Source organism: Paenibacillus sp. FSL H8-0048 (genome assembly GCF_038002825.1).
In the GTDB taxonomy this organism is placed as follows: Bacteria; Bacillota; Bacilli; order Paenibacillales; family Paenibacillaceae; genus Paenibacillus_AQ.
The window spans coordinates 3,448,132-3,472,622 of the sequence record NZ_JBBODF010000001.1; the positions used below are offsets into that span (position 1 = coordinate 3,448,132).

The following is a 24,491-nucleotide window of genomic DNA, read 5'->3' on the forward strand; positions in this document are numbered from 1 at the left end:
CTTACGCGCGGTTCACGATCTCCACCAGCTCGTCCAGACTGCGGATTTCATAGGTAGGCACGATCTCAGGATCACCGGGCTTACCCAGCGGATTGAACCAGCACGTATCGATGCCGTAATTGTTCCCGCCGCGGATATCCGAGGTCAGGGAGTCCCCGACGATCAGCACCTTGCGTCTGTCGGACAGCTTAAGCCTCTCAAAAGTATAATCAAAAATCCCCGCCTCCGGCTTCTGATAGCCTGTCTCCTCCGATACAATCACCGCCTCGAATACCTCACTAAGCGGGGAACCCTTAATCCGGGCATGCTGCACATCACTGATACCGTTCGTGATCACGGCCAGCCTGCACCCGGCAAGCTCGCTGCAGAGCTCGGCGGCCCCCTGAATCAGGAAGGTGCCTTCCCCGAGGAAGCGCAGGTACGCTTCACTGAATTCCTCCGGCTTGAACGCGAGCTGTCGGGCAGTAAACAGGCGGTTGAACCTTTCCACCCGCAGGGCGGCAGAGGTGATTAAGCCTTGCTCGAAATCCTTCCATAAGGCATGGTTAATCTCCTGATAGCTGGCCGCATACTCCTGCGCGCCTGCCGGCAGCCCGAAGTGGGCGAAGGCATGGCTCAAGGCGTGACTCTCGGCCATTCCATAATCGAACAGTGTATCATCGGCATCAAATAAGATACATTCGTATTTCATCTTGTCCTCCATCTCGCTTATGTAGTTCGACAACATATGTCCTTCTGCGATATAATCTGGGTTAGGCCTTAAAAAAATCAACGGGGTGATTGTCATTTTATACGGTTTAGCTTTTCTCGTGTCATTTTTTATCGTTTATCTGCTGATTCCTCCTCTGGGCAGGCTGGCTTTCCGGCTGGATTTCGTAGACAGGCCGAGGGTAGATGTTGAACGCAAAATCCATAGGGAGCCCATCCCGCTAACCGCAAGCTATGCCATTTTCGTAGGTTTTTTCATTACATATCTGCTCTTCGCACGTGAATTCACCCTGGAGACGCTCGCCCTGTTCATTGGCGGTGTGCTTCTGCTGACCATAGGAACCATAGATGACTGGTACAAAACCAAAGGCAAGGATTTCCCGGCTCTGCCCAAATTCATCGTACAGATTGCCGCCGCCGTTCTGGTGTTCTTTTCCGGCAATGCGTTTACCGGCTTCATTAATCCGTTCTCAGGTGATTATATCTCACTACCGTTCATTTTGCAGTTCCTGCTGACGATCATCTGGATCTTCGGCGTGACTACGGTCATTAATTTCTCGGACGGCATGGACGGTCTGGCCGGCGGATTGACAGCGATCTCGGCAGTTACCCTGTTCGTAGTCGCACTCACGATGGGCCAATCTACTTCTGCCTTTATGGCAATTTCGCTGATCGGGGTTACGCTGGCGTATTTGCGCTTCAACAAGGCTCCGGCCAAAATCTTCATGGGCGATGCCGGCGCCACCTTCCTCGGCTTCATTCTGGCGGTGATTGCGCTGGATGGCGCCTTCAAGCAGGCCACGGTATTGTCGCTGTTCATTCCGATTCTCGCGCTTGGCGTGCCGATCTTCGACAATATTTTTGTCGTCATCAGACGCTTCCTGAAGGGACAAGCCATCTATCAGGCGGATGCCACTCAGGTTCATTACCGCCTACTCAAGGCGGGTCTGAACCAGAAACAGGTGGTCGGCGTGCTCTATCTGGCCAGCGTTTGCCTCTCCCTGTCATCCATTATCCTGCTGCTGATCCAGACGTAGGCAGGCTGCTATTGCTATTATGAAAAGGGCTGTTCCCAAAAGTCATGAAATGACTGATGGGGACAGCCTTTTTGGTTTGGAATCTTTGAGCAGGATCAAGGCGAGCGCTTGGGTGGACGCTCCGCGAACGGAACGATGTTACAATCGCTGTTGCCTCCAGATTTTATTTATTTCCCTAATCGGTAAAAATCCGGAGACAAAGGCGACCGCTATCGCTTTTCCGCATTCGTTCCGTCCTCTCCGCTGTTTAAGCGGGATGCGATTTAAAACCACAAACCCGGCTACACCCTTTACCCTCGCAGTATCTTGTATTCGGTTTTTCACATACATTTGGTCCACGGCCCCCTGTACTGGCAGAATGTATGCTGTTTTTCGCATACATTCGGGCCACAGCCCCCTGCGCTGGTGCATTGTATGCTGTTTTTCGCATACATTTCGTCCACGGCCCCCTGTACTGGCATAATGTATGCTGTTTTTAGCATACATTTAGTCCGCGCACCCTTATACTCCCCTATTGTGTTCGGTTTTCAGCATACATCGATAACACGCGCCCGGCCTCAAACCTCCTGATCCCCCGTGAAGTCACTCAGCTGCGAGTAGATGCCGATGATCTCCGGCATTGGCATGCGGACCAGGCCGCTGGAGGATGGGGCGACGAACTCCCGGACTCCGTCCACCACCGGAGCAACGCCTTCCTGGAAGCCCCAGGCAGCTGTACTTCTACGGCTGAACTCTGTATACACGCCCTTGCCGACAAAGCAGGCAATCTCGGGGCGGTATTCCTCCAGCTTGGCCCGCAGAAGCTCACGGCCCTTGGCGTACTCCTCCCGGGTAATATCTTCAGCGCCTACGGTGGGGCGGGCGACGATGTTGGTGAAGCCGTACCCCAGCTTCAGCAGCTCCCCGTCCTCGGAGGCCTCATATAACCGCGGCGTCAGCCCGGACTTATGCAGTATGCGCCAGAAGTTATTGCGCGGATTGGCATAATGATGACCCAGCTCGCCGGAGCGGATGCTGGGATTGAATCCGATGAAGACAATCTGGAGTCCGTGATCCAGATGATCCCGTATCTCTTCCATGTTCGTTCCTCCTTACACTGGCCGCATTATTTTGCAGCCCTAATCTAATATACCCATGCTTCGGACTCAGGTACACCTGAAGTAGAAGCAGAGGACATAACACTGCACTAAGGCACTAGCACTAACACTAACACTAACACTAACACTAACACTAACACTAGCACTAACACTAACACTAACACTAACACTAGCACCGGCAATGGCACTACCACTGGCATCGGCACTGGCACTGAATTCCCGCTGCAACATAGAAATCCCCCCGCAAAGGATATGCATCCGTTTACGAGGGGAACAGGATTGCCCGGGTTACTACGACAGAACAAACCTACTTAAGGAAGAAGTGCCTTCAGCGCCGGAGACATCTCCTGCTGATCCAGCGAAATATAATTAGATGAACCATTCTTATACACGATCTTCACCGCATATTCTCCCTCTCTGCGGTTATAATTGCGGCGATGCTCCAGAATACCGCTAATTAGCGTTTTGTCTTTGACCATAATAGCCCGTTTCTCGCTGCGTGCTAACTCCAGACGGCTCTCGGGATCATACATCCGCCCGGGTGGCAGCTTACTGTGATTCATATCTATGAACATCTCGGCGGACCGGACGTCCGCCTCGGTAATCCGCACTTTATCCGCATATCCCTTCTTTTCCAGCCAAGCCCCTAATTCATGATAGGACGGGTACCAGTCATAAGTGAAATACGACTGAATTCCATCTTTATCCGTCTTTTGAAGAACACGGATGGACGCCCGTGACCGCTGATCCGAAACCTGATCCTCATAGGACATGTTCAGCACTTCACGGGTTAAGATGTCCTTGAACTCCTTCACCTCCTGCGGATCAGAAATACTGAAGGCCTTGTCGAGATTACTCATACGGATACTCTCTGCGTTCTTGTTCATCTGGGATATCCGGTATCGCACACGTTTGTAGTCCACATGTCCCATGACCGTCTTCAACTCCGGCTCGAAGCCCACTGACGGAACCTGATAGGTCCGCATCAGTGTCCCTCCGCTCTTAAGCTTATATGACAACGTGAAGCGGTAGTAAGAGAGATAACCATGATTCCACATGGGATCGCCCTGACCCGGCTTCGCCGTTACGATAGCACTATGCAGTGCAGTTACAGCCTCAATATATTTCGGGTCCTTGGAAAAGATATCAGTCTCCTCCGCAGGTGCAGTATTCGGAGCGTTGTAAGGGCGTTGCATCAGGTCTGCATAATTACCACCGGCGAATACCGCACTCACCTTCCCGGAGGCCGGAACCCAGGTCTCATATCCGGTCAAGCCGGATACAGGAACATAGAGCAGCAAGCCAAGCAGGATACTGTATACTGCCATTTCAAGCGGCAGCTTGCGGTTCAGGATATGCCAGCTTTTGCGGAGAACCATCTCTACGAGAATATAACCGATTCCCCCTCCTGCGACAACACTGCCGACGATCCAGCCTGTTTCCTGCTTGATACTGCCGAAGTAGCTGAGCGCAAGCAGCATACTGCAGAGCATTACCCCGGCTTTGAACAGCGGATTAAAATAGGTGAAGGCCATTGCCTGTCCAGCCTTCTCACTGTGGCGCTTACGGTACAGCACAAAGGACAGCGTTAAAAAGGCTGCAAATAGTAGAGCATAGACCCAAAGCTCTGTAGGACTGAAGGGGCTATAAGACATATCTGCAATCCGCAGCATCGGCGCCCAATCCTTCAGGGATTCCCTCGATCCTATACTATCCGGGTACCCATACAAATATCTGTTCAGATGCATATCTATAAACATTAATATTGCCGCAGGGAGGACTAACAGAATGAGGGTCACCACACTCTGCAGCACGGTCTGTCCTACACATATCCCCACAAAAAGCGTAAAGGCAAACAAGAACAGCGACAACACTGTAAGGGTCAGGCACCACTCCCAGACCTCCGCCCCGTGATAGATATACATATTCCCCTCCAGCGGGCGGACCAGCATCGTAACCACACTTGTAATCCAAATGGGCGGCAGCAGCAGAAGCAGACCGCTCAGCGTATAAGAAGACAGCAGATGCGAGCGGCGCAGCGGGAGGCTGTGCATCAGATCGGAGGAGCCTTTGGACTGCAGATAACGGGACAGGAACAGTCCAGCAATTATCGGAAAGGCAATCAGAACCGCATAAATATTAGTACCAAAGCCGAACAGACTATCTATTTCGATCTTATTTTCAAGCCGGGCTCCGTCTGCGAACAGCTGCAGCGGAAGCATAAATAACAGCACCAGCGTATACAGAATTCCAATCCACCCGTGCTGGCGCAGGTTCTGACGGATCAGGCTGGCGTTACAAAATAATCGGTTGTACGTCATAACCGGCACCTCCCATTTCATAAATAAAGATTTCCTCCAGCGTCAGCGGCAGCAGATCGAATACATACGGATCATAGACATAGAAGGCCTGGCTGATGCGTTCCCGCTCACCTTTGACAATATACAGCCTGACACTTCCCCGCTCCTCCCGGTGGAGGATTCTCAGGATGGATTCCAGCGCAGCCGCATGACGTTCATCACGGAACGCGACCTGTACCTTATGCGTGTCCGACTTCAGATCATCCAGATCCTTCTCCACGAGCATCCGGCCCTCATGCATAATGCCGACATGGTCGCACAGATCCTCAATCTCCCGCAGATTATGCGAGGAGATCAGCACCGTAAGCTCGCGCTCCGCGACTTCCTGGAACAGGAGATTCTTGATCTGGCGGCGCATCACCGGGTCAAGCCCGTCAATCGGCTCGTCCATGATCAGCACCTCCGGCCTGCAGCTAAGCGCAAGCAGAAGGGCTGCCTGGCGCTGCATCCCCTTGGAGAAGCGGCTGAGCTTGCGCCGGGGATCAAGCCGGAACATAGCAAGCAGCTCGTCATAGCGCTTCTGGCTCCATTCCGGGTAGATGGACTTGTAGAAGGCCGCCATACTCCGTATGGTCGCCTGGGGGAAGAAGTACGGGCTGTCCTGCATGAAGATCATTCTGCACTTCATTTCCGGCGACTCGTAGACTGGCTGTCCGCCAAGCTTGACCGTGCCTGCATCAGGACGGTAAATCCCGGCAAGCGTTTTCAGCAGCGTGGTTTTGCCGGCTCCGTTCGATCCCAGCAACCCGTAAATAGCGCCTTTATGTACAGTCAGCGACAGATTGTCAACCGCCTTATCCCCCTGAAAAATCTTGCTGACCCCGCGTATCTCAATCATGGCTGTTCCCCTCTCTTCTCTGATCCAGCGACTGGCGGTACAATGCACTAATCTCGCTCTCCGTAAATCCGAGATAGACCGCCTCCGCCATCAGCCGCAGCAGCTCTGTCTTCAGCTCCGCCCGCTTGCTCTCGTTGTGCTCCTGCTGCATGGCGGCAACGAAATTGCCCTTGCCCTGCAGCGAATAGATATACCCCTCACGCTCAAGCTCCCGGTAGGCTTTCTGGATCGTATTGGGATTGACTGTAAGCTGCGAGGATAACGCCCGCACCGAAGGCAGCTGTTCATCCGCCCGCAGAATCCCGTGCATAATCATCTCTTTCACCTTGTCGGTCAGCTGCTCATAGATCGGCTTGCGGCTGCGTACATCCAACTCGAACATGACAGTCCTCCTTTCATCTGATACTCCGGCTGCTGTATCAAAGTGTATTAACTGTACTACTATTATTAATACAGTTTAGGGTTAATGTCAATCATTAACTTTTACTTTTTCTAGTTTCAACATGTCACCCAAATAACCCCCATCTGTCCAAAAGGCAGGTGGGGGTTATGATTGCTTAGGGGGACTGTTCTATTGAACATGAAGGCTGCTTCTGCGCTGCTGCCTGCGTTCATCGCTGAACAGGGCAGCGCCTATACCCGGGAGCAGCAGATAGCCTGCGAACTTATAGGTCTGGCTGAACGCATCCACAGCCGCCTGCTGCTGTCTTATTACCACGGCCCCGGCCTCTGTGCCTGCGGAGTTCGCCGCACTCAGCTCCCGGGTTGTATTATGCTGGAGCACAGTGACGATGATGGCCACACCGAGCACACTCCCCAGCGCCTTCGCCATATTCGTCACCCCTGAGGCTATGCCTACCTTATCTTCAGGAACGACCCGGATCGCCGATGACATCACAGGCGGCATCGAGAGTCCCACGCCGAAGCCAGTCACTGCAAGCCGGAGCATCACCGCACCCAGCGTAGAATCGGCCTCAAGTCCGCTCATGGAATAGGTGGCAGCGCCAATCAGCACCATTCCCGCTGCGGCGAACACACTGCTGCCGTATTTCGCAGCCAGCGGCCCGGATACAGCCGAGCTGGCGATGGAGCCTAAGGCCATGGTTGAGAGGACCAGCCCTGCCTTCAGCTCCGATACCCCCATCACCCGGGTCAGATAAAAGGAGGTCAGCAGCGAAATATTCATCACCGCCGCCCCAAGCACGATCATCGATACCGAAGTACTATTGAAAGCTCTGATCTTCAGCAGGGACAAGGGCAGCATCGGCTTCTTTCCCTTAGACTGCGTAAGAAAAAAGAACACCAGAAACAACACTCCCGCAGCCATCAGCCCCAGGAACGTGCGTGAGCTCCAGCCGTAATCCTGCACTTTAATCAGAGCATATGTAATGCAGAACATCCCTCCTGTAACCCCCAGCATTCCGCCATAGTCTATGGACCTTCCTGCTGAATCATCCCGCGACTCCTGAATGAACATAGCGGTCAGCCCTATACTCAGCAGCCCAAGCGGTACGTTCACAAAAAAAATCCACTCCCAGCTCAGCTTCTGTGTCAGAATTCCGCCAAGTGCCGGACCGCTTGCCGCAGCCACTCCTGAGACAGCCCCCCATATGCCTATAATCAGTCCGTGCATTTCTTTAGGGAAGGTAGTGGTGCTTAGCGGAATGGTAACCGGCACAATAATGGCTCCCGCCAAGCCTTGAATGACCCGGAACAGAATCAGCATGCCAAGGGAAGTGGAGAGTCCGGCCAGCAGAGAGCTCAGAGTGAACATTCCCACGCCAATCAGAAATACCTTCTTTCGTCCGAATTGATCGGCCAGTCGCGAGGCAGTCAGGATGAATACGGCAAAGGCCAGGTTGTAGCCGTTCATCACCCACGATACCTGCGACACACTCCCCCCGAACTGGCGGGTCATCTCCGGCAGGGCAATATTAATAATGGTCGTATCCAGCAGCGCCATGAAAAACCCCAGCACAATCGCCGTAAAGGATAAAGCTCTGCGCATTCCAATCCCCATTTTGTTCATCTCCCTAAATATGAAATAGAGTTCATATTCAAATTATATGAACCCAAGTTCATATTTGTCAATCAGAAAATGAACTTGGGTTCAGTTTTTATTGACAGCGCAAAACTGCTCCACTACAATCTGTACTATGAGGGGGACCTTACGATATGGGTGAAACAGAGGACAAGATTAGAACTCCGCAGCAGGAGCGCAGTATACGAACTAAGGAAGCCATTATCCGGGCCGCGATGCAGTTGTTCTCGGACAAGGGCTTCTATCAGACGAATACGAAGGAGATTGCAGCAGCGGCCGGGGTGTCGACCGGGAGCTTCTACTCCTATTTCGTGGATAAAAGAGCCGTGTTCATTGAGGTGCTCCACATGTACGGGGATGAGCTGATGGCCGAGGTCGAGCGGTCGATGGCTGAGATTAATTTCAATACGATTGAGCGTACGGACCTGATCCTGCATCTGATAGACACGCTTCTGCTTTCGCATAAGGCTTTTATCGGGTATCACAAGGATCTGAACATTATGTATCACAGCGATGAGGCCATCAAGCAGTTGATGGATGCCCAGTACGAGGCCGGCCGTCTTAAGACGCTGACCTATCTTCAGATGGGACAGGATGAACTGAAGACGGAGGATACGGAGGCAGCGTCGATCATTGTGTTCGAGTCTGTGAGCGCGATTGTGGACTTCATCTCCTTCTCGCCGCAGCGGATCGCTGTGGACCGGCTGAAGTCAGAGCTGGTTCATATGCTGGTGCAATATTTGTACAAGTAACAACAGCGTTTCCTCTATACATTTTCGCAAAAAAAGAGCAAGCTGCGGATTCCCCCGCAGGCTTGCTCTTCTCTATTGACCCTTACGGATCAGCGTTTATCCTTCCAGAAATTGAGCGGCTCCATGTCCTTCGTAATGAGCTTGAAGGTATAGCCTTCCTTCTTCAGCGTCTCCAGAATACGCGGCAGCACCTTGAGTGTAGCCTTCTGGTCATGCATCAGAATTACCGGATTGGTCTTGGACGCCTTCAGCTTATTCACCTGATCCATCACGGTGTTATAGATTCTGTCGCTGTTCTGTTTGTATTTCCAGTCGTAGGAATCCACGTTCCAGTCCCAGAGATGATAGCCCTGTGTCAGGACTTTATCGCGGAAGGACTTGGTGAAATAGGGCTTGCTTCCGTATGGCGTACGGATCAGTGTGGTGCTTACTCCCGTCAGCTTCTTCAACGTTGCATTGGCCCCTGACATCTCGGCAAGCGCCGCTGACGGAGAAGCATAGAATTTCTCCTGGCGGTGAGTCACACCATGCAGCGCTAAGCCATAGCCCTCCTTCGCAATTCTCTTCACCTGGGCGGGATGCTGATTCATGTTGTTCCCCAGCATGAAGAAGGTCGCCTGTACGTCATATTTACTCAGGATGTCCAGCAGCTCACCAGTCGTCGCTGACGGGCCGTCGTCGAAGGTCAGGTATACGGTCCGGCCCGGCTTGCCCGGATCAGCGGGTGTAACCGGAGTGGAGGGAGTCGCTGGCGCTACCGGAGCCTTCGGCTTCAGGTCGGCAGCATATTTATCAGTAAACGCTGCATCGGTAAGCTGTGCCGAGCCGTCCTTCACACGAAGTAAATATTTATCTCCCGCATAGGAAATGCTATACCCGAGGTACCCGCTGACCTTCAGCGGAGCCATGAGCTTGCCGTTCTGCACAAAAGTATTCATAGGCACGGCCGTGCCGTCCTTCAGCACCGCTCCTCCGTCCTTGCTCAGCAGGGTAAGCGAACCAGTCCCGCCGGCTACGTGAATCCCGTCCGTTAACCCGGTAAGGGTCCATTTCAGCTCATCCGCAAGTGCACGCAGCGGTACATAATAGGTGCCTTTTACAGAGACAGCTTCAACCTTACTTAATGTATCGTTGACTCCGAGCTTAAGAATAGTGCTATCCCCTTTAGCGTTAGCCGGGACCTGCACAAGCCCCATAATTAGGAATAAAGACATGAATAAGAGCAGAATTTTCTTGATGCGCACAGCAGCCGTCTCCAATCTATGTATATTTGTCTATCACTTTATCATATATACTTTCAACGTAATTTGAGAGATTGTAACCGGAAGCTAAAAAATTGTTACTCTTATGCAATGATAATTGAGGGTTCGCCATTATTTTCAGAAAGCACGCAATTCTCGTCGAATGCTGTCACAGCAGGTGTTACACGGTTAAATCAGCGGTTTTTGGCCCAGAATAATTGTGACAAAATTAATAACAATATCGGAATTTTGAACAAAAATTGAACAACCTTAAAATTAGCTAAAGTGCGCCACTACAGTGATCTTTATCATACCCTTAGGGAGTTGTAACAATTTGATCACACATATTTAACTTGTTCGCCATTTTTAAGGTCTATTTTATATATTTATACAAAATATGTATTTTGCATTATGGGTAAGTAGTTCTTACTATAGATACAGATCAATGTACTCCCGTTAATGAACGGCGAATGAAAAGTAGTATTGAAGGAAGGAGTTCTATATGAAAAAAAAGGGACCGTTATACGCTTTGTTTCTAAGCCTGATCCTTCTCCTGCCGGGATGCAGCTCAATCGCTGTTCTGAACCCGAAGGGACCGTCTGCAAGGACGTTATCTGACACCATCTTGCTCTCTATTCTTGTGATGCTCGGGGTTCTGGCTGTTGTCTACATTCTGTATATCTTTGTACTGGTGAAATATCGTGCGAAGAAGAGTAATGAGGGCTACATCCCTGAACATGAGGAAGGCAACAAGGTACTGGAGGCCATCTGGATTATCATCCCGATAATCATCGTAGCCTTCTTGTCCGTTGTTACCGTCAAGACGACTAACGAAGTGGAGAATGTGGCTGCGGACTATCAGGATCAGACGCCGCTGGTCATCTATGCTTCCTCTTCCAACTGGAAATGGCATTTCAGCTACCCTGAGGAAGGGATCGAGACGGTTAACTACGTGAATATGCCGGTGCATCGTGCGGTAGAATTCAGAATGTACTCATTCGGCACCATTACCAGTCTTTGGATTCCACAGCTTGCCGGTCAAAAGTACGCGATGAGCGACATGCTGACAACGCTTCATCTCTCCGCTGATACAGAAGGCTCTTATATCGGAAAGAACGCGAACTTCAGCGGTAAAGGCTTCGCCCACATGGAATTCGAAGCGCTTGTCCTTAGCAACAAGGGTTATGAGGACTGGGTGAAGGAAGTAAAGGAAACTGCGCCTAAGCTGACTGAGGAAGAATTCAAAGGCCTGCTGGCCACAGACTACCTCGGACGCAAAACGTATTCCTCCACCCATCTGGAGTTCAGCCCTCCTCCTGGAGACCACGGCGAGCATATGAGCGGCGGCGGCAAGGAGATGGATATGGACAACGGCAATCAGGAGCATCAGGATAACAAGGAAATTCATCCGTCTCCCGAGCCGTCCAGCGGAACAGAATTCGACAGCGAGCCTCATCCGGATGTCGACCAGCCGCTGCCAAGCTCCCCTGTGGATGAAAGCACACACGAAGGACACTAGCTCTCTTGCGAGCTTAATGCAACACACTGAAAGGAGCTACCCTAATGGATTTGGACAAATTTAAGGTTCACGGCGAACCCTTGATATACGGGGCCATGATCAGTATTGCACTGGCAACCATCGGGATTCTCGTAGGGCTTACCTATTTCAAGAAATGGGGCTATCTGTGGCGCGAATGGCTGACCACCGTTGACCACAAAAAAATCGGGATCATGTACATCCTCGCGGCGCTGCTGATGCTGTTCCGCGGCGGTGTAGATGCGATGATGATGCGTCTGCAGACGGCTGCGCCGGAAATGAAATTCCTCGATGCGCAGCATTACAATGAGGTCTTCACCACCCATGGTCTGATCATGATTCTCTTCATGGCCATGCCGTTCATCATCGGTCTAATGAACGTAATCATTCCGCTGCAGATCGGCGCACGGGACGTTGCCTTCCCGCGGCTGAACGCTGTCAGCTTCTGGCTCTTCTTCATGGGCGCCATGCTGCTGAACATTTCCTTCGTCATCGGCGGATCGCCGGATGCGGGCTGGTCAGCGTACTTCCCGCTGGCGAGTCTTGAATTCAGCCCGACCGTAGGGAACAACTACTACTCTCTGGCCTTGCAGATTTCCGGTATCGGTACGCTGATCACCGGGGTTAACTTTATCGTAACGATCCTTAAGATGCGCGCACCAGGCATGACACTGATGAAGATGCCGATGTTCACCTGGTCCGTACTGATCACCAACGTTATTATTGTCTTCGCCTTCCCGGTGCTTACCGTAGCGCTGGCGATGATGATGTTCGACCGCCTCTTCGGCTCCCAGTTCTTCACGATGGCCAACGGCGGGATGGATATGCTCTGGGCCAATCTGTTCTGGGTCTGGGGACATCCGGAGGTCTATATCGTAATCCTTCCGGCCTTCGGTATATATAGTGAGATTATCGCCACCTTCTCGAAGAAGAACCTGTACGGCTATACCTCCATGGTATTCAGTATGCTGATCATCTCGCTCCTGTCCTTCCTCGTATGGGCGCACCATTTCTATACGATGGGTCAAGGTGCCATGGTCAACAGCTTCTTCTCGATTACAACGATGGCCATAGCGGTACCTACCGGGGTCAAAATATTCAACTGGCTATTCACCCTGCGAAAGGGCAGGATTACCTTCACGACCCCGATGCTGTACACGCTGGCCTTTATCCCTATCTTTACGATCGGCGGAGTAACGGGTGTCATGCTGGCGATGGCCAGCGCCGATTACCAGTATCACAACACGATGTTCCTGGTTGCGCATTTCCACTACGTGCTGATTCCGGGTGCCGTGTTCGCCGTCATCGCCGGGTTCCACTATTGGTTCCCGAAGGTGTTCGGCTTCCGCCTGAACGAACGGCTGGGCAAGCACGCCTTCTGGTGGATTATTATTTCCTTTAATGTAACCTTCTTCCCGCTGTTCTTCCTGGGTCTGATGGGAATGACGCGGCGTATGTATACGTATTCTGAGGAATCGGGCTTTGGTCCGCTCAATATGCTGAGCTTCGTCGGGGCTGTCGGGCTCGCCATCGGCTTCGTGATCCTGGTCTACAATATTTACTGGAGTACCCGCTACATGCCGAGAGATACAACCAACGATCCTTGGGATGGCCGGACACTGGAATGGGCTACGCACAGTCCGATCCCGCTCTACAACTTTGCGATTGTGCCTAAGGTTGAGACGCGCGATGCTCTATGGTCTGCGAAGCACGAGAATATTCCGCTGTACACAGATACCAAATACACCAAGATTCATATGCCAAGCAATACCGGCAAGCCGTTCATACTCGGTGTAGTCTTCTTCTTCCTTGGCTTCTTCCTGGTATTCAGTATGTGGATTCCGGCAATTGTCTCCGGGATTGGAATCCTGGTTGTGCTGGCCTTCATGTCCTTCGATAAGGACCAGGGCTACTACATTCCTGTAGAAGAGATTGCAGCTACAGAAAAGAAACTGATGCGGGGTGAGACTGTATGAAAATAGATGCGTCCAAGCCGCTCGAATATTCAACGGAAGAGAACAGTAACAAAATCTTCGGCTTCTGGGTCTTCCTCGGAGCCGAGATCCCTCTCTTCGCTACGCTGTTCACTGTATATTTCGTAATGGTTAACCGCTATGCCAGCGGACCGAGCGGCAGCGAGCTGTTCGAGATCGGCCCGGTGCTGATGGAGACCTTCCTCCTGCTGTCGAGTTCCTTCACCATCGGCCTTGCTGTCCATGCCATGCGGCATGGCTACAAGAAAGCAATGATGGTCTTCATGGCCATCACGCTGGTCATGGGTCTGGCTTTTGTCGGAATCGAAATCGACGAGTTCTTCACTTATGTGCATGAAGGAGCTACGCTCCAGACCAGCGGCTTCCTCTCCAGTCTGTTCATCTTACTGGGAACGCATGGTCTTCACGTCAGCTTCGGTCTGCTGTGGGGAATTGGAATTATGATTCAGCTGTGGAAGCGCGGCATTACGCCCGCTACCGCCAACAAAACGTTCATCTTCTCCTTGTTCTGGCACTTCTTAGACGTGGTCTGGATCTTTATCTTCAGCTTCGTCTACCTGAAAGGACTGATGTGACATGATGAAGCAACTATTCCCAATTAAGCATGTGATGGGTTATGTAGCCTCTCTGGTCCTCTCTGCCGCTGCACTGATTGTTATTTATGGAGACCTGTCCTCCAGTGCCAATATGGCGGTGCTGCTAATCACAGCGCTGATCCAGGCTTCCTTGCAGCTGTTTGTGTTCATGCACATCGGAGAATCGGCCGATTCCAAAAAAGAACTGTATATCAATATCGCATACGCCATGTTCGTGGCTCTGGTCACGATCTTCGGCACCCTGTTCATCTTCGTATGGGGCTGGTATGCTTAGAACGTAAGAAGCAGAGGAGCGTTATGCTCCTACTAGTAATCTATAAGTGGAAACGGTGCCGTCCTTTTAAAGGACGGCACCGTTTTGACGAGAAATAGAAGGATACGTTATCGTGTGCAACATATAAATTTAAATATTTTTAAAAAGCGGTCCGTATCCGGTAGATTTACCGGTGCGGACCGCTTTTTTTAGTTAATACTTCAACTGTACTATACTGCTGCTGCTGCCGCTGTCGTCCCGCTCCGTATACGCAAGCTGCTTGCCCGAGGGGCTCCATGAGGTGGTCATCGTCCCGTTGCTCTCCGCAATCTGAACGGACTTGTCAGAGGACAAATCGTAGACATATAAGGTATTCTTCGTTGTACCATTATCTTCAATGGCTACACTATAGGCAATCAGCCGCTGATCTGGAGACCAGGAGACGGCCCCAAGCTCGGCACCTTCCAACAGGGTCCGCGGATTCTTACCGTCAGTGCCGCTGAGCAGCAGAGCCTGGGTATTCTCCTTATACTGCAGGATCAGCATTTGTTCTTCGTCAGGCGAAGGGATTACGCTGGTGGTACCCGGAATATTCAAGTCAGTCTTCGCCTTAGTTTTAAGGTCAAGCATTTGCAGCGAGTCCTTTGAATTACTGGTGTAATAGAGCTTATCCTTGAGTTGTCTTACAACAATCAGGCCTTCTTCCCCCAGCCCCTCAACAGGAGCGATCTTACCGGAAGTACTGGCTGTATAGGCACCGCCGCTGTATGCCGGACCCACTACCGTATCCTTGTCCGCCCACTCAGCCCCCATCGCTCCGGCAATGGTATCGCCCTTGATGGTGAAGGTCTTTTTGGAACCCAGGTCCATCACATTGTAGGCAGGATCACCCAGGGAGAATTCACTATAGAGCAGAAATAACTGGTCGGTGGACAGCTTAGCATCCCCCAGCATCATGTTCGCCTTCTCTGTAATCAATTCGTATTCGCCGGTATCCAGATGGAAGAAATACAGACTCTGCGGATAGGAGCCCTTCAGCTCTCCCGAAGCGATCGGTCCAAGCTTATCGTTCGCCTTGGACAAGACAATGGTGTGATCATCCTTCCAGTCGGAAATTGCGATGTTCTCATACTGCTTAACTTCCTCAACCTTTACCCCAGCAGCTTCAGCAGGTGCCGGTGTAGCCTTCGGTCCTTCCGTCGGCTGGGCAGACGCCTGTACAGGAGCCGCTGTTGGCTGTGGAGTAGGGCTAACCGCCGGAGCACCAGCCTGATTCGAGCTACAAGCTGCAAGTGTCATTAACAAGGCTGGAACTACCGCCAGCTTCCATGTTCGGGTATTCATTATAGAGACCGCCTCCTTGAGGGTAGTAATAATACGTACAAAAGCCCGGCTCTGCTGAGGATGCCCGGAATCTCCAGGGTTCCTCGGCCGAGTCGGGCCAGGCTAATGTCTATTATAGCAGTTACAGCCGGAACCTTGCCAGATGCTTCTGCAGGTCCTCGGCCAGGGTAGCCAGGTACTGTGCGGAGGAGGACATCTCTCCCATTGCGGTCAGCTGCTCCAGGCTTGCTTCGCTGGTGCCCTGAAGGTCTGCGGCGCCTTTGTGCGAGATTTCATTCACCGTTGACATGGATTTGGCTACTTCCTCCGATTCCTGCGCGACATGACCGATAACCTCTGTAATCTGCTCTGTCTGCTCACTGGCGGCCTGAATGGAGGTCTGGATCGCTGTAAAGGCTTCAGCTACCACTTCACTCTGTGCTACACCATGAGAGACAATCCCGGAGCCTTGCTCCATCGATTCTACGGCACTGGCGGTCTGCTGACGGATATGGTTAATAATCTCCGTAATCTGCAGCGAGCTGGTTCCGGTAGCCTCCGCCAGTTTGCGGATCTCACCGGCGACTACAGCGAAGCCACGGCCATGCTCTCCCGCCCGGGCGGCTTCGATGGAAGCATTCAGGGACAATAGATTGGTCTGGCTCGCAATCTCATTTATGGTTGTAATAATCGTATTAATCTCTTCCGACAGGCTGCCCAGGTTGCCGACAATCCGCCGGCTCTCCGAGACACTGGAGTCAATCTCCCGCATCTGGGCCAGTATCTGTTCTACTGCGTACACACCGCGTTCCGTGGAGGAGGCAGCCTGCTCCATCAGGCGGGTCATTTCGTTACCGCTATGCCGGGCTTCGGCAATCTCATAGGACATCGTCCGCACAGACTGCGTAGTACGGGTAATGCTCTCCGCCTGCACATCGAATCCGGCTGCGATCTCGCCTGAGGTCTCAGCGATCACCTGTGAGGCATGTGCCGTCTGGTCGGCACTGGCACTCATCTGCTGGGAGGAGGCCGAGAGAATCTCGGCGCTCTCCGAGACGCCGCGCATCATATTTTTCAACCCGTCCAGCATGGTATTGAACGAGGTATTAATCTGGCCGATCTCATCCCTGGACCGGTAAGCGGCAGAGGCCGTCAGATCCCCTTCTTCCGCCCGCTTCATCAGCCCCTGCAATTCCTTCAGCGGCCCTGTAATCAATCTGGTAATGACCACACTTATGACAATACTGAGCAGCAAGGCCAGTGCAATCAGAACACTGCTTAGCGTAACCGAGCTCTTGGCACTGTCAGCCGTACGTGTATTGTGGGCAGACGCCTCCTGAATGAATAACGTCGCTGTCTCTTCAAGCAGCCGGACCATTTTGTCACGCAGCTCATTAAAGGTCTGGCCCGTGAACACCTGATACCCTTCGTCGTTAAGATCGTTATCGGCCAGGTGGATAATATTATCACGCTGTGAGCGGTAGTCCGGCAGCAGCAGAGTATATTCGTTCACATAAGCAGCAATCTTCTCATTGTTGAATTCAATCTTCCTCAGTTCAGCCATCAGCTCATTGTTCGTCTGGATATTCTCCTGAATTCTCGCCTTCAGCTCCTGCTTCTTGGCGTCATCCGTAGTAATCAGATCCTCCAGCAGAAAAGACTCAATCGCCCGGTTATTCCCGCGGATCTCCGTTACGAAATAAATCGGCTGCAGGTTCTGCCTGTACGTCTCTTCAGACCTGTCCGCCATTCTGGTTGTCGTCAGAATACCTGTTGTTCCAATCCCGATCAGAAGTAGGGTAACCACCGCTATCAGTACAATCATTTTATGCTTAATCTTCAGATGTCTCATTTCCCGTTATCCCGCCTTCTCGAATCTAGCTGTAACCTTATTTATCGGAGAATAACATCGAATTGTTGATGGCCCTGTTAAGAAATTTGTCGAAAAAAGAAGAAATTTATCGTTTTAATAGAGCGCTATCCATTAATTATCATTCCATTTACTCTTGAAGCAAGCCATATTTCTTGCGGAATCTCTGCAGTACCTTGGTCCAGCCTCCGGCCAGCACCGCTAAGAAGAATACATTCGACAAGGCATGGGCCAGATCGAAATAAAAGCTTGCGGCAAACGTAACGGCAACCAGCCGCCAGCTTAAAGCGTCCGGCAGACTGAGCAGGACCCAGATATTCATAATCCAGCCGAACAGGAACCCCCAGATGAAGCCAAAAATCAGCAGCCCGGCCCGCCGGCGCAATAACCAGCTCCTCCGCAGCCATCCGGCTGTAAGCCCGGTCATGCCCCAGGCAAACATCTGCCAGGGTGTCCAGGGGCCCTGCCCGAAGTAAATATTCGAGACCAGCGCAGCGACTGCACCGATGACGAATCCCGCCTCTGCCCCGAAGACATAAGCGGAGAGGATGACAACGGCTGACACAGGCTTTACCCCCGGCAATGCGGCAAAAGGAATCCGGCTGACCGCAGCGATGGCCGACAATACAGCCAGCAGCACGAGTTCACGGGACTGGAGCTGGCGGCGCTCCAGCCGGATGAACAGCGGCAGGAGCGCCGCCAGCAGCAGCACTACGCTAAGCAGCACATAATGCCGGTCAGTGAATGCTGCGGTAAGCGCAAGCCCGGCGATGAAGAGTCCCAGGGCGATTAGCAGCGGTATGCGGAAGCGGGCCATGTGCGAATCACATCCTCTAGTGTCAATGCCTGCGGCAGCCAGTCCCGCACCATCCGGTTGACTGCCGTGGTATAGAAGTAATTGCTGCTGAAGAATTCAGCCGGTGTGCCCTCCGCTGTAATTCCCCCGTCGAACAGGAGCGCGCAGCGCGTAGCATGCTTAGCCGCGAACTCTACATCATGCGTTACGATAAGAATACTGATCCCCTGCCCGCGCAATTGCTGAAGCAGGGCGGCCAGCCTGTCTTTGGCGGCCGGATCAAGCCCCTTGGTCGGCTCATCCAGCAGCAGTATATCCGGCTTCATCAGCAGCAGCATGGCAAGCGCGGTCTGCTGCTGCTGCCCGCCGCTGAGATCATGGGGATGACTCTGCAGCACCTCCCGGAGCTGAAACACTTCGAGCAAAGCCTCAATCCGGCTTGCTGCTGCCTCAGGGGATAACCCGGCGTAGCTGCCCATATGCTGCAGCTCTTCGGCTACCGTATCATAGCTGAAGTAGAGCAGCGGATTCTGCGCCAGCAGGCCGGTAGTCTTGCACTTAACCAGCTCTATCTTGCCGCGCTGCGGCTTCATCAGCCCGTTCAGCACATGCAGCAGGGTGGACTTGCCTGCACCGTTCCCGCCCATGACTGCCAGGAGCTCCCCTTGCTTAAGCGTCAGCGTGAGCTTCCTGAGGACCTCCCGGCCCTCCTTCTCATACCGGAAGGTCACTTCTCGGCAGGTGAGCAGAGGCTCTGCGGCTGGGCTTGGAGGTGAATACACCTCTGGAGCAGATAGTATGCGGGAAGTTAGGGGAGCTGGTACTGCGGGCCCATCCAAGTTATTAACCAGCTTTGCACCTGTACCAGCATCCTTTCCAGCCTTCAAGGTATGCAGCCAGCGTCTGCCCTCACGCACGGTCAGGGGAATATTCTCCGGCATAGCCGAATCCGCTTCCGGAGCGAGCGACAAGTACAGGCGTGAGGCGGCTGGCAGGTAACGCCCAGCCGAGGTCAAGGTCCCGCTGCCGGTCTGCCGGGCGAACAGGCGGGGGGCGGCATCTGCCAGCAGCTTGCCGTCTTCCAGCATCAGCACACGGTCTGCCAGCGGCAGCACCTCCTCCAGCCTGTGCTCGCTGATGATCACTGTGACCGCCATTTCCTCGTTCAGCCGCTGCAGCGCCATAATGAATTCCCGCGCAGCAACAGGATCAAGCTGGGAGGTTGGCTCATCCAGCAGCAGCACCTTGGGCTGAAGCAGCAGCACTGAAGCCAGGTTCATGAGCTGCTTCTGTCCGCCTGACAGCTCATGTACCGGACGGTAGAGCAGCGGCTCCAGCCCGAACAAGCCGCAGATCTCCGCCAGCCGGGTCCGCATAACAGCAGGCGGCAGCCCCAGGTTCTCCATGGAGAAGGCCAGCTCATGCCAGACCGTATCCATCACGATCTGTGCATCCGGACTCTGGAAGACCATCCCGATCTCCCCGGCGGCCACCGCCGCCGGAAGCCCGGACAGCGGCTGTCCTTTGTAGGTCAAGGTTCCGCTCGATGTACCTACCGGGGTAAGCTCCCGCTTCAGATGACGCAGCAGGGTGGTTTTTCCGCTGCCGGACGGGCCGCAGAGCACGACAAATTCACCCTCTTCTATGACGAACGATAGCTCATGGAGTGTGTCCCTGTCTTCTTCAGGGTATCGGAAGGATAATTGCTGTGCTTTGAGGATCTCCATAACCATTTCTCCTTTCCTTCCAGCCCCGCAGGAATGAGCACGAACAGGCAGAAGCTGCCGTACATGACAGCCTCCTGCCAGCCGAAGTCCGCCGGTCTCATCCGGGGATAAATCTCCAGCTTGCCGTAGCCCTGCACCCAGAACAGCAGCGTAACCACACCGCTAACGGTTAACAGCAGCATCACCAGCTTATCCTGCAAATCGGCCTTGTATATCGTGTAGGTGCTGCGTTTGGTGCTGCCGTAGCCGCGGGCTGTCATGGAGTCTCCAGTCTGGAGGTCTTCCTCCAGTGACCAGGTCAGCAGCACTTTAAGCAGCGTCATTCCGTCTGTCATTCTTTTCTTAAGGCTTCCCGTACCGGTATCTACGCCGCGCAGACGCTGGAGCTGCGTAATCTGGCGCAGCCGCCGCTGGAACAGCGGCACGAACCGGATGGCCATCAGCGTCAACAGCGCCATTCTTGGCGCAGCCGCCGCGAACAGGTACATGAATTTATCAGTGGTTACCGTGTAATTGTAGGATAGAAACCAGATAAAAATAGTAAGCAGCATTGTCATCATCATCAGTCCATACAGCACAGCTTCCAGTGTAATAGGCTGATCCAGCCAGTAGAACAGAATATGCGCTCCTCTATGCGAGAACAGCGGGTTCAGCAAGGCTACGGAAGCTGCCATCAGCAGCATAAAAGGCAAGCCGCGCACAAGCAGCCGCCCTTGGCCCTGTAACAGCAGCAACGCCAGCAGCCCGGCTATCTCTGTGGCCAGAAATAACGGATGGAAGACCAGCAGGGCGAACAGCAGCAGCCCTGCATAATACAGCAGGGCTACTACCGGATGCATGGAACGGAAGCCGCTGCTCATGGCGTTTTGGCCCCCAGGTCTTTGCCCAGATCAAGCGTATACAGCCACTCGATGGTATCCCCGGGCTCCACGATCCAGCTGCCCGCAGCCTTGGACGGAAATTCTCCATTGACCTTGTACATCCAGCCGCTCTCTGCCCCGTGGTCACTCTCGTACAAATTATCTATACCTTCCACGTAAGCAAACGCTTTGCTGCCCTGATATTCCATCTGGATCTTCTGCTCCCGCGTAATCCGCTTCAGCAGGTCCAGCACACTCTCGCCCTGCTTGATCTCATACTGGGCGGCGGCCAGAATCACGCCATGCTCCTCATCTCCGGTAATGGAGAGGGTGACCGCGTGGTCCGGCTTGGGCGTGGCTGCCGGAGCGGGCTTGGGGGTCGGCGGCATGGGTGTGGCCGCCGGAGAATGTGTGGCGGCCGGTGGCTGCGTCGCCGCTGCGCCTGGCGGCGCCGGGGTCTTGGCGGGCTCGCTTGCGCCCGCCGTTGGCTGCGCCGCCGCTGCGCTTGGCGGCGCCGGGGTCTTGGCGGGCTCGCTTGCGCCCGCCGTTGGCTGCGCCGCCGCTGCGCTTGGCGGCGCTGGAGCTGCCGTACCATCCGCAGGGGCGGAGGGTACGGCAGTGCCCTCCGCGGCTCCCGGCAGCGGAGCCGCTTCGTCTCCAGGCCGCGGCGTCTGCGCGGCCGGGGTTCCGGCGGGCGGCTGCGTACCGCCGCCTGCCTGATCCGGCTGCGCTGAGGAGCAGCCGGGGAGCAGCAATACCATGAGCAGGAGAAGCAGCGGAGCCAGCCTTCCCCGGCCTCTTTTGACTAGATTGAACATTACCTGCACACCTCCACAAAAAGGGAAAAGAACGGGGGCAGTCAGCCTGTTCCCCGTTCCTTCATACACCTTATGCTTACTTTTCAACACATATCCAAACAAATTCCAAGCAAATCCGTCACTCTAACGAGTCTTCAGCGCTTCGGCAACCCTATACGCCTCAACGGCTCATCAGCACGGATGCTTTAGTTGGATTTTCTACACTTAATTATCCTGATTACGCATCTGGACAGCCATTAGTTGGATTTACAGCATCTAATTTAGCCCATACCTCAACCTTCTGCAGCTTCAGCCCTGAATAAGTGTCATTTATCCAACTAGCTCCCGCTCTACAGCAAATTAGACCAAGTTAGATGTCATTTATCCACTTATCGTTGGCCCCAGCATGCAGTACCAGCGTGCAGTACAGTCAGCTCCCTACCAACTAAGAACTATGGCAACCTAACCGCTACGGCAGCAGCCATCTCACGAGTTACGACAGCAGCAGGCTCGAATGCGCCGCCGGTGCCGCTCATATATCCAAGTCCCGTTACCGTACGGACAGCGGACAATGCATAGTCACTAATTTTATCTTCGTCGCTGAACTTACCCGCGCCTGCTCCGGCTTCCGCTCCAGCTGCATCCAGTTTAAAAGCTCTAACCATCATCACAGCCATATCCTGGCGCGTAACCAGCCCGTCCGGTTTGAACGCCGTGGCTGTCACGCCGCTAATGATTCCAAGCTCTTTTGCCCGGTTCACTGTTCCATAATACCATGTACCGGCCTTAACATCACTGAAGGCCCCAGCGGAAGACGCCGCAGACGGCTCGTTCCCGGTTAAGCGCAGCAGCAGTGCTGCAAATTCAGCACGGGTAATATTCTTTTTCGGTGCAAACATCAGACTGCCTTCACTCACACCATTCATCAGCTTGCGGTCATACGCCGTGTATACCGACTCCAGCGCCCAAGGCGAAATCGACTTCACATCGGCAAAAGCCGGACGGTCCGCCGCAGCAGAAGCCACCGTTACCGGAACCGTATGACGGACGATGGCCGGGGTTTTATCCTTCAGATATCCCGTAACCGTCAGGGTATATTTATTCGCCGGAAGACCACCAGCAAGAGCAGCCACGCCCGCAGCATCTGTAACTGCTGTTTTGCCGCCGATGGTTACCTGTACGCCTGCTGCCGGTGAAGTTACCGGATCGGAGGTGAAAGTCGCCTCATTCCAGACCCATTGCTTCTGGGTTACCTGCACCTTCAGATCTTGTCCAGGCTGCGGCTGTGCGGGAGTCACGGTTACGGCATCAACCACCTGCGTGTTGTCCCCGCCATAATAGACCACGATGCGGTCATTCTCCTCCAGTGCGAAGTCGCCCATCCCTACACTTGGATAGATCCATGCTCCGCCGCGCGCAACCACATACATCCAGCCGTCATATCCGCCAAAAGTACCCGCAATCACGCCGCCGATCCCCGTCACATAATTGCCTGCTTCATTGACCAGGGCCAGGCGCTTGGCTGCTGCTGTCTTTTCCAGTGCTTTAAGCACATTTCCAGCATACACGCTGCCCTCAGCCAACGTTCCATTCGGACCTTCAACTGTAACCGCGACACTTACCTGAGGATTCTTCACAGGTGTGCCGCTAAAATCAAAGAGCTTACCGCCTGTACCAAACAGCTTGTACGCTACCAAAGCCTCCAGTGCCTGCTCCGTGGAGAGCGGATTGGAGCTGCCGCCCGCAGTGTGGACGAATCCGCCATCCTTTGCACTGAAGCTCAGCAGCTTGCTGACCAGATTAATCTGGCCTTTGGTATACTCTGCTCCTGCCGGATCAATGCCGAAGGCAGACAGACCGATAATGGCCTGAGCTACACTCTCGCTGCTGTCGCCATATCCGCCGTTCTTGTCCTGTGCCTTAGACAACCAGGCGGCTGCCCGCTGACCAGCAGTATTCACGGCTGCTTCCTGCTTGTGTCCAGCCAGTGCGTTCAGCGTCATCGCTGTCATATCCGGATCACTCGCACCCGTGGTCAGGGTGAAGCCGCCGTCCGGGTTCTGCTTGGCCAGAATCTCTGCCAGCAGCTTAGATTGTGTCCATTTCGCATTTGCCGGGATGGTATAACTGCCGGAATCAAGAGCCAGCAGGGCATAAACCGGATTATTCAGCGTCTGGCCGGTGATTGCATCGTGATTGTAGAGCTTCTCGATCAGGTTGTAGCCTGCCACCTTCTCAGGGTCGCCGCCCAGTGCCTTAACGGCAAGCGTGATCCGGGCATAATCCGTAGCTCTGGCAAAAACACCCTTAGCCTCACTCACCTTACCCTCAAGCGCCTTCAGATAGCTGGCAGGTACCTTGTAGCCTGCTTGTGCAAGGCCAATCGCCTGCCAGTCGGACTGGACTCCGTTCTTCAGCATGAATTCCGCAGTAGCATAGACCGCAGCGGTTACGCTGGCTGCCTCACTTGCGGGCAGAGCGGATACCGCTGGTGCGGAAGTTCCGCCTGTCTGTGCAGCAGCAGCTTGTCCTGCCGGAGCTACAGCTGCTCCCAGCAGTGCGAACAGCATAATGACAGCAAGTCCCAGCCGTGTGAACCTGGATGATAGAGAATGGTTCTTCATAACTAACCTCTTTCCTGAAATAGAATGGATGAATCCTGCT

At 53.5% G+C, this 24,491-nt stretch carries 20 protein-coding genes; 6 read left to right on the plus strand and 14 right to left on the minus strand.

Going from position 1 to position 24,491, the window contains the following annotated elements:
* Nucleotide 1: 1 nt before the first annotated feature.
* Nucleotides 2–691, minus strand: coding sequence for a YjjG family noncanonical pyrimidine nucleotidase (locus NSU18_RS14615; RefSeq protein WP_341151047.1), 690 nt, complete (start codon nt 689–691; stop codon nt 2–4).
* Nucleotides 692–785: 94 nt separating this feature from the next.
* Here NSU18_RS14615 and NSU18_RS14620 point away from each other — a divergent pair, with 94 nt between their 5' ends.
* A complete protein-coding gene (locus tag NSU18_RS14620) occupies nt 786–1,745 on the plus strand; it encodes an MraY family glycosyltransferase (protein ID WP_445321860.1) in 960 nt (319 codons plus the stop codon).
* A 557-nt stretch (nt 1,746–2,302) separates the two neighbouring features.
* Here the strand turns inward: NSU18_RS14620 and NSU18_RS14625 are convergent.
* From NSU18_RS14625 to NSU18_RS14645, 5 genes are all read right to left on the minus strand, one after another.
* Nucleotides 2,303–2,824, minus strand: coding sequence for a mismatch-specific DNA-glycosylase (locus tag NSU18_RS14625; protein ID WP_341149358.1), 522 nt, complete (start codon nt 2,822–2,824; stop codon nt 2,303–2,305).
* A gap of 329 nt (nt 2,825–3,153) precedes the next feature.
* Complete coding sequence (locus NSU18_RS14630) at nt 3,154–5,163, minus strand: hypothetical protein (RefSeq protein ID WP_341149359.1); 2,010 nt, start codon at nt 5,161–5,163, stop codon at nt 3,154–3,156.
* Complete coding sequence (locus tag NSU18_RS14635; RefSeq protein WP_341149360.1) at nt 5,138–6,040, minus strand: ABC transporter ATP-binding protein; 903 nt, start codon at nt 6,038–6,040, stop codon at nt 5,138–5,140. The genes NSU18_RS14630 and NSU18_RS14635 overlap by 26 nt, the downstream gene beginning before the upstream one ends.
* A complete protein-coding gene (locus NSU18_RS14640; RefSeq protein WP_341018873.1) occupies nt 6,033–6,422 on the minus strand; it encodes a GntR family transcriptional regulator in 390 nt (129 codons plus the stop codon). The genes NSU18_RS14635 and NSU18_RS14640 overlap by 8 nt, the downstream gene beginning before the upstream one ends.
* 189 nt (nt 6,423–6,611) lie before the next feature.
* Nucleotides 6,612–8,048, minus strand: a complete 1,437-nt coding sequence (locus NSU18_RS14645; RefSeq protein WP_341149361.1) for an MFS transporter — start codon at nt 8,046–8,048, stop codon at nt 6,612–6,614.
* A gap of 167 nt (nt 8,049–8,215) precedes the next feature.
* Here NSU18_RS14645 and NSU18_RS14650 point away from each other — a divergent pair, with 167 nt between their 5' ends.
* On the plus strand, nt 8,216–8,833 hold the full coding sequence (locus NSU18_RS14650; RefSeq protein ID WP_341018870.1) for a TetR/AcrR family transcriptional regulator: 618 nt from the start codon (nt 8,216–8,218) through the stop codon (nt 8,831–8,833).
* An 89-nt stretch (nt 8,834–8,922) separates the two neighbouring features.
* Here the strand turns inward: NSU18_RS14650 and NSU18_RS14655 are convergent, their stop codons facing one another.
* On the minus strand, nt 8,923–10,047 hold the full coding sequence (locus NSU18_RS14655; RefSeq protein WP_341149362.1) for a polysaccharide deacetylase family protein: 1,125 nt from the start codon (nt 10,045–10,047) through the stop codon (nt 8,923–8,925).
* A gap of 529 nt (nt 10,048–10,576) precedes the next feature.
* On the opposite strand from NSU18_RS14655, the gene qoxA reads away from it, so the two are divergent.
* Genes qoxA through qoxD form a run of 4 tightly spaced genes read left to right on the plus strand, consistent with a single transcriptional unit; the run spans nt 10,577 to nt 14,475 of the window.
* Nucleotides 10,577–11,593, plus strand: coding sequence for a cytochrome aa3 quinol oxidase subunit II (gene qoxA / locus NSU18_RS14660; RefSeq protein WP_341018866.1), 1,017 nt, complete (start codon nt 10,577–10,579; stop codon nt 11,591–11,593).
* A gap of 44 nt (nt 11,594–11,637) precedes the next feature.
* Nucleotides 11,638–13,587 (plus strand): cytochrome aa3 quinol oxidase subunit I, encoded by a 1,950-nt coding sequence (gene qoxB / locus NSU18_RS14665; protein ID WP_076157033.1) that lies wholly within the window; start codon nt 11,638–11,640, stop codon nt 13,585–13,587.
* Nucleotides 13,584–14,180, plus strand: a complete 597-nt coding sequence (gene qoxC, locus NSU18_RS14670; protein ID WP_036693560.1) for a cytochrome aa3 quinol oxidase subunit III — start codon at nt 13,584–13,586, stop codon at nt 14,178–14,180. The genes qoxB and qoxC overlap by 4 nt, the downstream gene beginning before the upstream one ends.
* A gap of 1 nt (nt 14,181) precedes the next feature.
* The gene (gene qoxD / locus NSU18_RS14675; RefSeq protein ID WP_340756670.1) at nt 14,182–14,475 is read left to right on the plus strand and encodes a cytochrome aa3 quinol oxidase subunit IV; all 294 of its coding nucleotides are present in this window, start codon (nt 14,182–14,184) and stop codon (nt 14,473–14,475) included.
* A gap of 192 nt (nt 14,476–14,667) precedes the next feature.
* Here qoxD and NSU18_RS14680 read toward each other — a convergent pair whose 3' ends face one another.
* The 7 genes from NSU18_RS14680 to NSU18_RS14710 all read right to left on the minus strand — a co-directional run bounded on the left by NSU18_RS14680 (nt 14,668) and on the right by NSU18_RS14710 (nt 24,451).
* Entirely contained in the window at nt 14,668–15,798 is a 1,131-nt protein-coding gene (locus NSU18_RS14680) for a hypothetical protein (protein ID WP_341149363.1), read from the minus strand.
* A gap of 121 nt (nt 15,799–15,919) precedes the next feature.
* Nucleotides 15,920–17,629: a methyl-accepting chemotaxis protein gene (locus NSU18_RS14685; RefSeq protein ID WP_341018864.1), complete on the minus strand. Its 1,710-nt coding sequence runs from the start codon at nt 17,627–17,629 to the stop codon at nt 15,920–15,922.
* A gap of 148 nt (nt 17,630–17,777) precedes the next feature.
* Nucleotides 17,778–18,464, minus strand: coding sequence for an ECF transporter S component (locus tag NSU18_RS14690; protein WP_341149364.1), 687 nt, complete (start codon nt 18,462–18,464; stop codon nt 17,778–17,780).
* Nucleotides 18,437–20,170: an ABC transporter ATP-binding protein gene (locus NSU18_RS14695; protein WP_341149365.1), complete on the minus strand. Its 1,734-nt coding sequence runs from the start codon at nt 20,168–20,170 to the stop codon at nt 18,437–18,439. The genes NSU18_RS14690 and NSU18_RS14695 overlap by 28 nt, the downstream gene beginning before the upstream one ends.
* Nucleotides 20,086–21,030, minus strand: coding sequence for an energy-coupling factor transporter transmembrane component T (locus tag NSU18_RS14700; protein ID WP_341149366.1), 945 nt, complete (start codon nt 21,028–21,030; stop codon nt 20,086–20,088). Before NSU18_RS14700 ends, NSU18_RS14695 begins: the two co-directional genes overlap by 85 nt.
* Nucleotides 21,027–21,848, minus strand: a complete 822-nt coding sequence (locus NSU18_RS14705; protein WP_341149367.1) for a DUF4430 domain-containing protein — start codon at nt 21,846–21,848, stop codon at nt 21,027–21,029. Before NSU18_RS14705 ends, NSU18_RS14700 begins: the two co-directional genes overlap by 4 nt.
* Before the next feature lie 431 nt (nt 21,849–22,279).
* Nucleotides 22,280–24,451: an S-layer homology domain-containing protein gene (locus NSU18_RS14710; protein ID WP_341149368.1), complete on the minus strand. Its 2,172-nt coding sequence runs from the start codon at nt 24,449–24,451 to the stop codon at nt 22,280–22,282.
* Nucleotides 24,452–24,491: the final 40 nt, after the last annotated feature.